At 70.1% G+C, this 13,333-nt stretch carries 13 protein-coding genes; 3 read left to right on the top strand and 10 right to left on the bottom strand.

Annotation, left to right across the window (positions count from 1 at the left end):
- Positions 1 to 4 precede the first annotated feature (4 nt).
- Both BUB97_RS12240 and BUB97_RS12235 read left to right on the top strand, forming a co-directional pair.
- Complete coding sequence (locus BUB97_RS12240; protein WP_217659653.1) at positions 5 to 475, top strand: GAF domain-containing protein; 471 nt, start codon at positions 5 to 7, stop codon at positions 473 to 475.
- Positions 472 to 1,455, top strand: coding sequence for a Bug family tripartite tricarboxylate transporter substrate binding protein (locus tag BUB97_RS12235; RefSeq protein ID WP_073135104.1), 984 nt, complete (start codon positions 472 to 474; stop codon positions 1,453 to 1,455). Before BUB97_RS12240 ends, BUB97_RS12235 begins: the two co-directional genes overlap by 4 nt.
- A gap of 29 nt (positions 1,456 to 1,484) precedes the next feature.
- Here the strand turns inward: BUB97_RS12235 and BUB97_RS12230 are convergent, their stop codons facing one another.
- The 8 genes from BUB97_RS12230 to BUB97_RS12195 form a co-directional block, all read right to left on the bottom strand.
- A complete protein-coding gene (locus BUB97_RS12230; RefSeq protein ID WP_073135102.1) occupies positions 1,485 to 2,276 on the bottom strand; it encodes an ATP-binding cassette domain-containing protein in 792 nt (263 codons plus the stop codon).
- Positions 2,273 to 2,659, bottom strand: a complete 387-nt coding sequence (locus BUB97_RS12225) for an oligopeptide/dipeptide ABC transporter ATP-binding protein (RefSeq protein ID WP_073135100.1) — start codon at positions 2,657 to 2,659, stop codon at positions 2,273 to 2,275. Before BUB97_RS12225 ends, BUB97_RS12230 begins: the two co-directional genes overlap by 4 nt.
- Positions 2,659 to 3,033, bottom strand: coding sequence for an AroM family protein (locus BUB97_RS12220; RefSeq protein ID WP_073135098.1), 375 nt, complete (start codon positions 3,031 to 3,033; stop codon positions 2,659 to 2,661). The genes BUB97_RS12225 and BUB97_RS12220 overlap by 1 nt, the downstream gene beginning before the upstream one ends.
- A 279-nt stretch (positions 3,034 to 3,312) precedes the next feature.
- Positions 3,313 to 4,044 (bottom strand): ABC transporter ATP-binding protein, encoded by a 732-nt coding sequence (locus tag BUB97_RS12215; RefSeq protein WP_073135096.1) that lies wholly within the window; start codon positions 4,042 to 4,044, stop codon positions 3,313 to 3,315.
- Entirely contained in the window at positions 4,041 to 4,793 is a 753-nt protein-coding gene (locus tag BUB97_RS12210) for an ABC transporter ATP-binding protein (RefSeq protein ID WP_073135094.1), read from the bottom strand. Before BUB97_RS12210 ends, BUB97_RS12215 begins: the two co-directional genes overlap by 4 nt.
- Positions 4,790 to 5,707 carry a branched-chain amino acid ABC transporter permease gene (locus BUB97_RS12205; protein WP_217659652.1) on the bottom strand — a complete coding sequence of 306 codons (918 nt, stop codon included), beginning with the start codon at positions 5,705 to 5,707 and terminating at the stop codon, positions 4,790 to 4,792. The genes BUB97_RS12210 and BUB97_RS12205 overlap by 4 nt, the downstream gene beginning before the upstream one ends.
- Before the next feature lie 71 nt (positions 5,708 to 5,778).
- Entirely contained in the window at positions 5,779 to 6,648 is an 870-nt protein-coding gene (locus BUB97_RS12200; RefSeq protein ID WP_073135090.1) for a branched-chain amino acid ABC transporter permease, read from the bottom strand.
- A 12-nt stretch (positions 6,649 to 6,660) separates the two neighbouring features.
- On the bottom strand, positions 6,661 to 7,869 hold the full coding sequence (locus tag BUB97_RS12195) for an ABC transporter substrate-binding protein (RefSeq protein WP_073135088.1): 1,209 nt from the start codon (positions 7,867 to 7,869) through the stop codon (positions 6,661 to 6,663).
- Between the two features lie 217 nt (positions 7,870 to 8,086).
- Between BUB97_RS12195 and BUB97_RS12190 the strand changes: the two genes are divergently transcribed.
- A complete protein-coding gene (locus BUB97_RS12190; RefSeq protein WP_073135087.1) occupies positions 8,087 to 9,163 on the top strand; it encodes a YncE family protein in 1,077 nt (358 codons plus the stop codon).
- 31 nt (positions 9,164 to 9,194) lie between these two features.
- Here BUB97_RS12190 and BUB97_RS12185 read toward each other — a convergent pair whose 3' ends face one another.
- Both BUB97_RS12185 and BUB97_RS12180 read right to left on the bottom strand, forming a co-directional pair.
- Entirely contained in the window at positions 9,195 to 13,076 is a 3,882-nt protein-coding gene (locus BUB97_RS12185; RefSeq protein WP_073135085.1) for a non-ribosomal peptide synthetase, read from the bottom strand.
- Complete coding sequence (locus tag BUB97_RS12180) at positions 13,069 to 13,332, bottom strand: phosphopantetheine-binding protein (protein WP_217659651.1); 264 nt, start codon at positions 13,330 to 13,332, stop codon at positions 13,069 to 13,071. The genes BUB97_RS12185 and BUB97_RS12180 overlap by 8 nt, the downstream gene beginning before the upstream one ends.
- Position 13,333 lies beyond the last annotated feature (1 nt).

Raw genomic sequence — 13,333 nt, 5'->3', positions numbered from 1 at the left:
CGCCATGGCAGCGCCCGGACAGCCGGAGGCCGGGTTGCGCGCGCTGGACCGGGCCCTGGCCGCCACGGTCGGGCACAAGCTCTTCACCGTGCTCGTGCTGAACCATGCGGCCGGGCAGAACCAGCGCTACTACACCAGCCGGCCCGAGGCATATCCGGCCGGCGGCCAGAAGCCGATCGACTTCTCCAGCGAGTTCTACAGGACGGTGGTGACAGCTGGCCGGCCGCGCTTCCTGCACGACCGCGCCGACATCGTACGCGCCCTGTTCGACCACAAGCTCGTCCTCTCGCTCGGCTGCGAGGGGGCGGTCAATGTTCCGGTCCGATGGAACGGCCGGACACTGGGCGGGCTGAACCTCCTGGACGCGGCGGGCCGCTACGACGAGGCACAGATGCCGCTCCTCCTCACCTTCGCCGCCCTCGCCGTGCCAGCCCTGCTGCACATCACCCGGAACTGGACGGAGGTCGGGCCATGATCCCTCTCATCGGGCGCCGCGGCGCCGGCACGCTCCTCGCCGGGGCGCTGGCCGCGCCGGCCCTCGCCCAGGCGCCCTGGCCCAAGGCGGGACCGATCCGCTTCGTCGTCCCCTTCGGCAGCGGCGGCACGACCGATATCGTCGCCCGCCTCCTCGCCGGCGAGATGTCACAGCGGCTCGGGCAGACCGTGCTGGTGGAGAACCGTCCGGGCGCGGGCGCGACGCTCGGCACTGGCCAGGTCGCGCGTGCGACGCCGGACGGTTACACGATCCTGCTCACGGTCATCAGCGCGATGGTAGTGGGCAAGGTGCTCTATGGGCCCCGCGTGACCTGGGACCCCGTCGCGGACTTCGCACACATCGCCATGGTGATGAGCACGCCCTACCTCGTGCTCGTCCGCCCGGACCTGCCGATCCACAGCCTGACCGATCTCGTTGCGGAGGCGAAGCGCCGGCCCGACGGGCTGACCTATGGCACAGCCGGCATTGGGTCGATGCCTCACCTGACGGCCGAGCGGCTGTGCCGGGCCGCTGGCATCTCGATGCAACACGCCGCCTACCGCAGCATCGCGCAGGTCGCGACCGACGTGATCGCCGGCAACATCCCCTTGATGGTGGACAGCCTGACGGGCGCGAGCGCCAACATCCGCTCCGGCGCGCTGCGGCCCCTCGCCCAATCCTGGCCGGAGCGCGTGCCGGACTTCCCGGAGATCCCGACCTTCAAGGAGCTGGGCTACTCCGACCTCGTCGTGGATGGCTGGTCCGGCATCGCAGCGCCCGCCCGTACCTCGCGTCCCATCGTCGAGCGGCTCGCCGAGGTGGTGAGGGACTCCCTTGCCTCACCCGACCTCCTGCGCCGCTACAAGGAGACCGCCACGGCGCCGGGACGGTTCTTCCTGGAAGATGCCCAGAATTTCGTTCGGGATGAGCTGACCACCTGGACACCCATTATCCGCGCCTCCGGCGCCACTGTGGACTAGGCTCTGGAATCGCGAATCGAGCGGCATGGTCAGCTGCCATCCTCCGCTCCGAGGAGGTCGGTGATGCCCGGAGGAAGCACCGAGCTGAGAAGAGCGCGCGTATACGCCTCCCGCGGGTGCTCGAGCACCTGCCCGACCGGCCCCTCCTCCACCATGCGCCCCTGGCGGAGCACCATCACCTCCTCGCAAAGCAGCCGCACCACGGCAAGGTTGTGCGAGACGAAGAGGTAGGAGAGCCGGTGCCGCTGCCGCAGGCCACGCAACAGCTCAATGATCTGCGCCTGCACGGAGACGTCGAGCGCCGAGGTGGGCTCGTCCAGCAACAGGGGCCGGGGCTCTGGCGCCAGGGCGCGCGCGATGCAGACGCGCTGCTTCTGCCCGCCCGAAAGCTCATGCGGGTAACGCCAGAGGAATTCCGCCCCGAGCCCCACATCCGTCAGCAGCCCGGCCACCCGGTCCCGCAGCCGCGTCCGGTCCAATCCGCCGAGAATGCGCAACGGCTCGGCCACCGGATCATGAACCGTGCTGCGTGGGTTCAGCGCCGAATGCGGATTCTGGAATACCACCTGGACGGCGCGTCGCAGCGGCCGCAACCCGGCCTCCGACGCGCCCGTGATGTTGGCGCCATCCAGCAGCACGCGCCCGGCCGAGACGGGCTGCAGCTTCAGCAGCACGCGCAAGAGTGTGGACTTGCCCGAGCCGGACTCCCCCACCAGGCCCAGCGCGGCGCCGGGTCGCAGGGCGATCGACACGTCGTCCACCGCCAGCGTCTCGCCGAAGCGGACCGAGACCCCTTCGGCGCTCAGCAGCGGCACCGTCATGCTGGAGACGCGGCCATTGCCGGCCCGGCCGTAGCCACCGCCTGCTGTACCGCGTGGCAGGCCACGCGGTGCAACGGGTCAACCGCCGGCGCCAACCGCGGCTTCTCCCGCGCGCAGATGGGCATGGCCAGTGGGCACCGCGGATGGAAACGGCAGCCCGAGGGGGGGCGGCGCAGGTCCGGGATGCTGCCGGGGATGCTGGCGGGCATGTGCTCCGGCCTGTTCAGATCCGGGATGGCGGCCAGCAGCCCGCGCGTATAGGGGTGCCGCGGCGCGCGGAACAGCGCCTCGGCCGGCGCGTCCTCCACGACATTGCCGGAATACATGACGACAATGCGCCGACAGACCGCGCCGATCACGCCGAGATCATGGCTGATGAGCATCAGGCATCCACCACGTCCTGGGCATGGATGAAGGGCGTATGCATCCGGAAAGGGCGGAAGATGCTGGTTCTGGCGAGAACGATCAGGTCGGAACCGCGCCCGTCCAGCTCCTCCAGCAAGGGCTCGAGCCGGCGCAGGACGAAGCCGCTGCCGAGGACAACGCTCGCGCCGCTCGCCAGCCGGGTATAGAGCCGCCCTTGCCGGGGCGCGGGCAGGTGGGCGCGGATCTCGGCCTCCGGCAGACCGTCCAGCACACCGAATTCCTCGACCGGCAGTTCGCCGGGAGTGGCCTCCAGCAGGGCCAGCATCTCAGGGACGACATCGGCCCGCGGCGTCTGGCCGACGGTGACGAAGGCGAGCCGGGCAGGCATCATCCTGCCTCCTCTGGCGCAGGTTCTCGATGGCCGATGGGCCGAAGGCGGGGCGTGGGGGATGCGAGGAGCCCCGCATCCTTCCGCCGAGGCTGCCACCCCGATGCCATTGCCGCCAAGAGGCCTGTGCCGGTCGCAAGGAGCGGCGGCCCTCCCCTGCCCCTCTCAAGCACCCCTTGGCGCGGAACGCTTCCCATTCAGTTGGATTGGCCGGTCGCCGTGCGAATCGAGGGCGGCGTGAGGTCGTGAACGCAGCACCGGCACAACCGATCGTGGGGCAGTTCACACGCCCAGGTGCCGCCTGAGGAGGGCTGGGTTCGCGAGAATGTCGCCGGAGGGCCCATCGAACGCGATCTCATGCGCCCCCAGCACCACGGCGCGTGGGCAGAGCCGCAGGGCCAGGGGGACATTCTGCTCCACCAGCAGCACCGTCATCCCTTCCTTGGCCAGTCGCCCGACCTGCTCGACAATGATCTCCTCGGCCATGAGCGGCGCGAGGCCCTCGCTCGGCTCGTCGAGCACCAGCAGCCGGGCCTGGGTCAGCAAGGCCCGGCCGATGGCGAGCAACTGGCGCTCTCCCCCGCTCAGCGAACTGCTGAACGAGGCGCGGCGCTCGGCCAGGCCGGGGAAGGTGTCGAAGACGCATTCCAGCGTCCAGGTGCCCGGGCGATTTCGGAAGCTTGCGAGCTGGAGGTTCTCGGCGACGGTGAGGTTTGGAAACACGCCGCGCCCCTGCGGTACCAGCGCGGCGCCCAGCCGCGCGATCCGGTGGGTCGGCCAGCCCGTCACCTCCTGCCCCATCAGCCGTATCGCGCCGCTCACCTGGGGGCCTAGGTTGAAGAGAGCGTTCACCAGCGTTGTCTTGCCCACGCCGTTGCGCCCGAGAACGGCCACGGCCTCCCGTGGCGCGATCCGGAGGGAAATATCCCGCAGGACCTCCACCGCGCCGTAATGCGCTGAAACCCCGGACAGGGAGAGATGCGGCTCTCCCGCTGGATCCGGCGCAGCGCTCATGAATCGGCCAGGGCGCCGAGATAGGCGGCTCGGACAGAGGCATCGGCCCGAACGACCTCCGGCGTGCCACAGCACAGCACCTGACCGAGATTCAGCACGGCAATCCGGTCGCAGGCCCCGAAGACGATATCGATGTCATGGGCGATGAGGACGACGGAAGTGCGGGCGTCATGATGGCGCACGATCTGAAGCAGCCGTTCCGCCTCCTCCTGTGCCAGCCCCGCGGTGGGCTCATCCAGCAGAAGAAGACGCGGCTCCAGGGCAAGGGAGATGAGGAGGTCGACGATCCGCTGCTCACCGTAGGACAGGTCGGACATCCGCTCGCCGCCGCTGCGCCGCAGGCCGCTGTCCCCGATGAGCTGATGGACCCGTGCCTCCGCAGCCCCCAGGCGACGCTGCGCACCGCCCCAGCGCAGACCGACGCCGGCGCGCTGCCGCGCGGCCATCGCGATGTTCTCCCGCACCGTCAGCTCCGGGAAGACCATGGATTTCTGAAAGGTCCGCACCATCCCGCGTGAGACGCGGCGTTCGGGCGAAAGGTGGTCGATGGCCTCGCCGCCATAGTGCAGGCCTCCCGCATCGGGGCGCAGGAACCCTGTGATGATGTTGAACAGCGTTGTCTTGCCCGCGCCGTTCGGGCCGATCAGACCGAGCGTCTCGCCCTCGCGGACGTCGAAGGTGACGTCCGTCAGGGCACGGAAGGCACCGAACCTCTTGCTCACGCCGGAGACCTCCAGCACGGCGCTCATGCCTGCTGCGCCCTCCGCCGCCGCATGCGGCTGGCAAGCCGGCGCAGCCCGCCGGCAAGGCCATTCGGCAGCAGCAGCACGGTCAGCACGAAGATCAGGCCGACGAAGAGCTGCCAGCGATCGGTATAGGCGCTGATGTAGGTCTGGATGGCGAGGTAGACGGCGCTTCCCAGGAAGGCACCCCAGAGGGAGCCGACGCCGCCGATCACGAGCATGATGATCATCGTGGCCGACAGGGTCCAGTGGACGCTCTGCGGCCCGATATAGAGGTTCACGAAGGGGTAGAGGGCTCCCGCGGCCCCGGCAATGGCGCCGGCCACGAGCATGGTCAGGAAGCGGATGCGCGGGATGCTGTAGCCCAGTGCGCTCATCCGGATCGGCTGCTCCCGCGAGCCGATCAGCGCCCGGCCGAGCGGGGCATCGACAAAGGAGTGGGCGAGCCAGAGCGCGGCCAGGGCCAGCAAGCCGGCCAGCAGGAACAGAGGACGGGCGCTGCTCAAGACCCAGGGGCCGAAGGAGAGCGGCGGGAGGCCGCGAAGCCCGTCCGCGCCGCCGGTGACGTCGCGCCAGTGAAAGACGATCTCCCAGACAATCTGGCCGAGGAGGAGGGTGAGGATCAGCAGGAAAAGGCTGCTGGTCCGGACGATCACCGCGCCCATCAGGGCGGCGACGGCCGCACCCATCGCGATGCCCGTGCCGAGGATAAACAGGAGATTGCCGCCGAGGTGCTGCGCGGCCACGGCTGCCGCATAGGCGGCGGCGCCGAACAGCGCGGCATGGCCGAGCGACACCAGGCCACCGAACCCCACCAGCAGATCGAGACTCATCACCGCGGTGCCGATGATGAGGATCTCGGCCAGGAACCGCAGGTGGAACTCCCCGGCCAGCAGTGCTGCTGCGCTCAGGCCAGCCACGGCCACCATCAGCAGGGCTGGCTTGCGTGCGCGCCGATGCGCGAAACGATCTGGAAGAAGGGCCAAGGAATTCAGACCTGGCGCAGCCTTGGGGCGACGAGCCCGGCCGGGCGGAGAAGCAGCAGCACCGCCATGGCGGAGAAGGCCACGACATTGGCGAACTCGGGGAACCACACCTTACTGAAGGTCAGGGCAAAGCCGACCACCAATGCGCTCAGCACCGTACCACGGAAGGTTCCCAGCCCTCCCACGACCACCGTAACGAGGGCGAGGATGAGAACCTCCTCGTCAAGCCCGGGATAGGCCGCGAGCATGCCGGCGCCCAGCGCGCCGCTGACACCGCCAAGCCCTGCCGAGAGCACCAGCACGGCGGAAAGGACCCGGCGCGTATCGATGCCCAGCGTCTCCACCATCCCACGATCTGCCACCGAGGCGCGGACCACCGCGCCCCAGAGCGTTCGGTCGAGCAGCACCCAGAGGATCCCCGCCAGAAAGAAGCCCACACCGATGAGGAACAGGCGGTAGACCGGGAACGGCATGTCGAGGAGGAAGACCACACCTTGCAGCGGTTCTGGCAGCTCGGGCGAGAGAATCTGCGCGCCGAACCCCCAGCGCATCAGATCGGCGAAAACCACGGACAGGCCATAGGTCAGCAGCACCTGCATCAGGTGTGTGCGCGCGTAGAAGCCGCGGAAGGGAAAGCGTTCCAGCAGGGCGCCGGCAAGTGCCGTGGCGAGAAAGGCGACGGGAAAGGCAAGCCACCAGGGTGCGCCGGAGGCGAACCAGAAGACCGCGATGTAGCTGCCCAGCAGGTAGAAGGAACCATGCGCCAGGTTGATGAAATTCATCAGGCTGAGCACGACCGAGAGGCCCAGCGCGGTCAGCAGCAGCAGCGCGGAGAAGGAAAGCGCGTTCAGCACCTGGACAATGGCGTAGCCCATCCCGGCCTGGCCTCAGGCATCCGGTCCGGGGTCGCGCACCGACTCATAGGTGTGCACGACCGTGTTGATCATCTTGCCGTCCGCGCTCCGCCGGACCTCGTTCACATGGATGTCGAGAATGGCCTGGCCGTTTCGGGGATCGAAGGGGATGCGGCCGAAGGCGGTGTCCACCGGCTCGGCGAAGAGCGCCGCACGCGCCTTCTCCCAGTCGGAGAGGTCGCCCTCCACTCGCTCGAGCACCGCCTTGATGGTCTGGCCACAGACATAGCCGTTCGTGCTGAACTCCCCGGGAAGGGGCTTCCCGGCCGCCATATAGGCCCGGTTGAAGTTCGCGCTGGCCGGCGCGGTGGGCGACTGGTTGAAGGCGTTAACGGCACCGAGGGCGGCATCGCCGACGGCCGGCAGCACGTCCTCCTGATCGAAGAAGGCGCCCGGGCCGACGAGGGGAATTCGCCCGGCCAGCCGGTACTCCTTCCACTGGCGCAGGAAGCGCACGGCGTCGCTGCCGGCGAAGAACCCGAAGACCATGTCGGGCCGCTCCGAAGCGATGGTGGTCAGCAGCGGGCCGAAGTCCGCACTGCCCAGCGGTGTCCAGAGCTGCCGCCCGAGACGGCCCCCCAGCTGCTGAAAGGTCTGCACGAAGTCGCCGACATATTCGCGGCCCGCCGCGTAGTCGGAGCCGACGGTGAGCACCCGCGCCTTCGAAACCTTGTCATACGCCCAGCGTGCCGCCGTATGGCCCAGCATCCAGTTCGTCTTGGTCGGGCGCACGATATAGGGGCTGGCCGCCTTGCGGGCGAGGTCATTGGCCGAACCGAGGAGGAAGGTCGGAACCTTCGCTTCCGTCACGACGTCACGCAGCGCGAGCGCCACGCCGGAGCTGATCACGCCGCAGATCACATCCACCCGGTCCTGGCCGATCAGCTTGCGCGCCTTGCGTACGCCGTCCTCCGGCCTGGCCGCATCGTCCTCCACCAGGAACTCGACGCTCCGCCCTGCCATGCTGTTGCCGGACTGCGAGAGCAGGAGCTGCATGCCCGCCCGCATGCTCTCGCCGAGCGCGGTGAAGGGCCCGGAGAGCGAGGTCACCATGCCGATCCGCAGCGGCCTGGCCCCCTGCGACAAGACGGGGCGGGCGAGCGGCAGGAGGGTTGAGACACCGGCCCCCACCAGCAAGCGGCGGCGGGTGGCGGCAAGGCGGGGCTGGGCATCGTCCCGCATGGGATCGCTCCTCGTCATCAGCATTGTCGATCGGCGCCAATGCGAATTGATCGCATGTGTCTTCTCGCAGAGGGGGTCTCTCCGCACAAGGGCGGGTGCGAGGCCTTGCCGCCTCCGCGATATTATTTTATTGATAATCAGTTGCAAATAGCTCCGGAGCCGCGGCCTGGGTGACGCCCTGGCTGGGCCCGGGACGAAACATACGAGAAGGCCCGAGATGCCGATCAGCCCTGCCGCCGGTCCCCGCCCCGCGCTCTCCCGCCGTCACCTTCTGGCCCTGCTCGGCGCCGCAGGGGTCGCGGCCAAGGGCTCGCCAGCCCTGGCCGCTCCCACGGTGGAGAGGACGGTGAAAGTCGCGCCCGGGCTGTACGAGCTGGTCGTCAGCACCACCACCAACCTCCTCCATGTCGCCAGCGCCGGGCCTCGTGGCGGCAACAGCGCGAAGATCCTGGGCCTTGATCCCCGCACGCTGGAGCTGCGCTCGACCGTCGAGCTCGGCGACGACCCTGCCTTCGGCCTGGCGGTGAACGACCGGACCGGCATGCTGTTCGGCACCGCGACGCGCGACGGCAAGCTCCTGGCGATCGACCTGCGCAGCGGAACGGTGAAGGCGCAGATCGGCGAGGGCGCGGGCGCCCATGTGCGTCAGGTCGTGGTGGACGAGGCGCGGAATCGGGCCTTCGTCTCGGTCTTCGGCGCCCGCGAGAAGCCCAGCGCGATCTGGGTAGTGGATACATCCGCCAACACGGTGTCCACGGTCATCACCGAGGGGCTCGAGGGCGGCATCTCCGGCCTCGCCTATGACCCGGCCGGGGACAGGCTCTTCGCCGCGGCGATGCAGGCGAACGAGGTGGTGGAGGTGAGCCTTGCGCGGAAGGCGGGGGTGCGGCGCTTCGCCTGCGGCGGCGATTCCCCGGTCAACCTGGCCTATGACGCGGCCGGCGGCCGCCTGTTCTGCACGAACCAGAAGAGCGGGCAGCTTTCCGTGCTCGATGTCGCTTCCGGGGAGGCGCTGAAGGTCCTGGAGACCGGCGCGGGCGCGCTGGGCGTCAGCCTCTCGGGGGATGGCGCGGTCGCCTATGTGGCCAATCGCGGTGCGGGCACGGTGAGCCTTGTCGATACACGCAACCTGAGCGTGATGACGAGCCTGGAGACCGGCACGCATCCGAACACGGTCGCGGTCGATCGCCGCTCAGGCCTTGCCTATGTCACCAACAAGGCCCGCATGGCTCCGCGCGGGCAGCCGCCGGTCGAGGACCCGAATGGCGACACGGTGAGCCTCATCCGCGCCTGAGGCGCGTGGCGGCGGGCCCGGCCCGCCGCCCTCAGGAATCCAGGAGGGCGCCCAGCACCGGCGCGATCAATCCGGTCGCCCTGCCGCCCACCATCTCCCCATGCAGCGCGGGAACATCCACCACCTCCAGCCGCCCGGCATAGGGCGCCCACATGGCGGGTGACAGAGCGCGCCCGGCATGGTCCCGCGCGGCGCGGAAATGCGTCACCGTGCCGCCAAAGCGCCGGTGGCGATGGCCGCGGACAAGACGGTTGTTGCCCTCCACCACGCGCACGACCCCGTCCAGCGCCGCCTCGGGCAACCGGCCGAGCGGGGTGCCGCCCTGCCGCAGGAAGTCGATCACCGCCTCACGGTGCATCGGGAGATCGGGGTGCTGCGCCGGGTCGTGGCCTGCGATCACCAGCAGGGCGCGGAAGATGGCGGCCGCGTCGGGCTCGGGCTCGGCCCGCCAGGCATCGGCCGGATAGGCATCCAGGAGCGCCAGCGCCCCGACCGCGTGGCCGAGTTCGCGCAGCCGCACCGCCATGGCATGCGCGATGATACCGCCGACCGACCAGCCCGCGAGGTGGATCGGGCCGGGAGGCGCCGAGGCCAGGATTCGGTCCACGTAATCGGCGGCCAGCGCGTCGAGGCTCGCGGGCGGGGGCACCTCCGCATCCAATGAGGGGGCCTGCAAGCCGAGGACGCTGCGCCCGGGCGCCAGGGCACGGGCGAGGTTGCCGTAGCACCAGGCGATGCCGCCGGCCGGATGCACCACGAAGAGCGGCGCGCGGGTCTCCTCCCCCTGGGCAAGGCGGATCAGGGGGCGCAGCCCGTCATCGCTGGGCGGAAGGGCAGCGGCGTCGATGAGAGCGGCGAGGCGCGCGACCGTCGGCCGTTCGAAGAGCGCACCCAGCCCGGGGTCCCGGCCGAAGGTTTCCTGCACGCGCAGCATGAGATCGACCGCGAGCAGGGAATGCCCACCGAGCGCGAAGAAATCCTCCTCCGCCCCGATCTCCGGCAGGTCCAGCACCTCCGCGAAGAGCTGCGCGAGGCGGCGCTCCGTCTCCGACTCGGGCGGGCGCCCCCTGCGCTGCTGCATCCCGGGCGCGGGCAGCGCGGCGCGGTCAAGCTTGCCGCTGGTGTTCACGGGCAGCGCATCGAGCGCGACGAAGGCCGAGGGAACCATGTAGTCCGGCAGCCGGGCAGCCACATGGGCACGCAATCCGGGCCCCTCGTATTCCGCGGCCGGGACGAGATAGGCGACCAGGCGCTTGTCGCCGGGCCGGTCCTCACGCGCGACGACCCGGACCTGGCGGACCAGGCAGGAGGAGGCGATCACCGCCTCGATCTCACCCAGCTCGATCCGGAAGCCCCGCAGCTTCACCTGCCCGTCGGAGCGGCCGAGATAGAGGATCGCCCCATCCGGTCGGAACCGTGCGAGGTCGCCCGTGCGGTACATGCGCTCGCCCGGGCGGAACGGATCCGCGATGAAGGCCTGGGCGGTGAGGTCGGGCCGGCCGAGATATTCGCGCGCGAGCTGCCGGCCCGCGATGAAGAGATGGCCGGTAACACCGGGCGGCACCGGGCGCAGCGCCTCGTCCAGCACATAGAGGCGCGTGTTCCAGACCGGCCGCCCGATCGGGATGGGCCGGCTGTCGTCGCCCAGGGAAGCATCCCAGTAGCTGACATCCACCGCGGCTTCGGTGGGGCCATAGAGATTGTGCAGCTCCGCCCTCACCGTCGCGTGGAAGCGGTCGCGGAGATCGGGCGTCAGTTCCTCGCCGGAACAGAAGACGCGGGCCAGTTCGATGCCCCGCACCTGCGGGTGAGCGAGGAAGGCGGAGAGCATGGACGGCACGAAATGGGCCGTCGTGATCCGCTGGTCCCGGATGAGGCGGGCGATGGCCGAGGGGTCGCGATGCGCGCCGGGTGATGCGAGGACGAGGCTGGCCCCGGTGATAAGCGGAAGAAAGAACTCCCAGACGGAGACATCGAAGGTGGCCGGGGTCTTCTGGAGGATGCGGTCCTCGGCCGTGAAGCCGTAATGGTCCCGCATCCACAGTAGGCGGTTGACGATGGCTCGGTGGGAGATGACGGCGCCCTTGGGCTCGCCCGTGGAACCGGAGGTGTAGATGGCATAGGCCACGTCCCCCGGCGCTGGGCCGGCGGGAGCGGTGCCGTGCCGCGGCCAGGAGGCGGGCGGAAGCACCTCGACCCCCCCAGGCAGGACCGCCTGCGCGAGGGCCAGTCGCGGCCTCGCCGAGGCAAGGATGCGCGCGAGCCGGTCGGCCGGATGGGCTGGATCCAGCGGAAGATAGGCCGCCCCGGCGCGCAGGATGCCGAGCAGCGCGACCACGAGTTCAGGGGAACGGTCCAGGGAGACCGCGACCAGGTCACCCGCCCCGATGCCGCGCGCCGCAAGCAGGGCGGCCAGGGCGACGCTGCGGGCCTGCAGCGCGCCGTAACTCAGGGTCTGCCCCTCGAAAACGAGCGCGGTGCGCTCGGGGTGCGCGGCCACGGCCGCCTCGATCAGTGCCGTGAGGGTCGTGTCCGGAACAGGATGGCCCGTCTCGTTCACCGTTTCGATGAGGCGTCGCGCCTCCTCGGGCGTCGCCGTGGGCACATCGGCCAGGCACCCGGCCGTCAGCGCGGCGGAGACGAAATGCGCGGCCCGGACGGCATGCGCGGCGGTCTCCTCGGCGGAATAGAGGCTCGGATTGGCTTCGACATCGAGGCGAAGCGTGGCGGCGCCCGGATCGGTGCGGAGGTCGAAGGTGATGTCGTCCACCGGGCCGGTGCCGAGCAGATGCAGCTCGGCGGTGAGTCCAGGAAATTCCGGGATCTCATGAAAGGGCTGGATGTTGATGATGGCGCCGTGCAGCCGGCGGCCCGCGCCGACACGGCCGAGGTCGCGGCGAAGCTGCTCGCCGCGGTAGCGGCCGTGCCGGCGAAGGCGCGCGAGCTGGACCGCCACCTCCTCCACGGATTGGTGCAGGGGCAGCGCCTCGTCCATGCGGATGCGCAGAGGGAGCACGTTCATCAGCGTCGCGGGCACGCGCGCCGCCGCGCTGCCGAAGCGGTTCATGAAGGTGACGCCGAGCACCGCCTCGCCCTCCCCGCCGATGCGCCGGCAATAGGCGCCGAGAAGCGCCGTGAGGAGGTCCGGCCAGGCCAGGTCCTGTGCCGCGGCGATGCGGCGCAGGGCGTTGCCGGTCGCGGCATCGATCCTTGCGTGGGCGCGATGGGAGGATCGTGCCGTCAGCGCCCTGCCCTGGGCCATGCCGGTGACGTCGGGCGCATCGGCCATGGCCTTGCGCCAGTACTCGGCATCGGCCGCCCGTCGCGGCGAGGCGCGATAGGCGGCGTCCTCCTCGACCGTGGCGGCGAAGGGCGAGAGAGGTTGGCCCGGATCGCTCCCGGTGAGGCGCGCGGCATAGAGAGCGGCGGTGCGGCGGACGAGCAGTTCCGTTCCGAAGCCGTCCAGCACGAGGTGATGGGCGCGCTGGTACCAGAGATGATGGTCCCGCGAGAGGCGATAGAGGCGTTCGGCGGCGAGCCCGCCGCGCGCGGGATCGCCAGGGCGTGCCATTGCGCGCGCCATGTCGCGCGCCATGGCTTCGCGAGCCTCGGCGAGGGGGGCGGTGGCAGCGGAGAGGTCCACCACCTCCAGCCAGGGGCGCAGTGCGGGATCGAGCCGCTGGGTGGCGCCGCCGGGCGCTTCCTGGATACGAAGGGCAAGAGAATCCGCCTCGGCCACCATCCCGTCCACGGCCGCGCGGAAGGCCTGCACGTCCAGCGGGCCGCGGAACTCGATGTACTGCCCCGTGTTGAAGACCGGGTTTCCCGGGTCGAGCCGCTGCGCGTACCAGAGGCCCTCCTGCGCCTCGGTCAGCGGCAGGTCGGGCACCGTCGCGCCGCCGCCGTCAGCCATGGGCGCGCTTCGCCATCGCGCGCTCCGCCACGGCCCACCAGGCGCCGAGGGTGACCTTTTCGGCCAGCTCTCCGAAATCGAGCTGCAGCCCCGCCTCGGTCCAGCGCATCACCAGGTTCATGGCGCGCATGGAATCGAGGCCGAGATCGTCCAGGTTGTCGTCGTCCCCAATCTCCTCGGCCTCCATCCGCAGCGCGCGCGCGAGATCGGCGCGCATCCGCTCCCGCGTCATCGGCGGGTTCATCGCATCGGCCATT

It is taken from the genome of Muricoccus roseus, assembly GCF_900141905.1.
Classification (GTDB): domain Bacteria; phylum Pseudomonadota; class Alphaproteobacteria; order Acetobacterales; family Acetobacteraceae; genus Roseomonas; species Roseomonas rosea.
The sequence above is the reverse complement of the archived record's forward strand: the minus strand, read 5'-3'. Positions and strand labels throughout refer to the sequence as shown.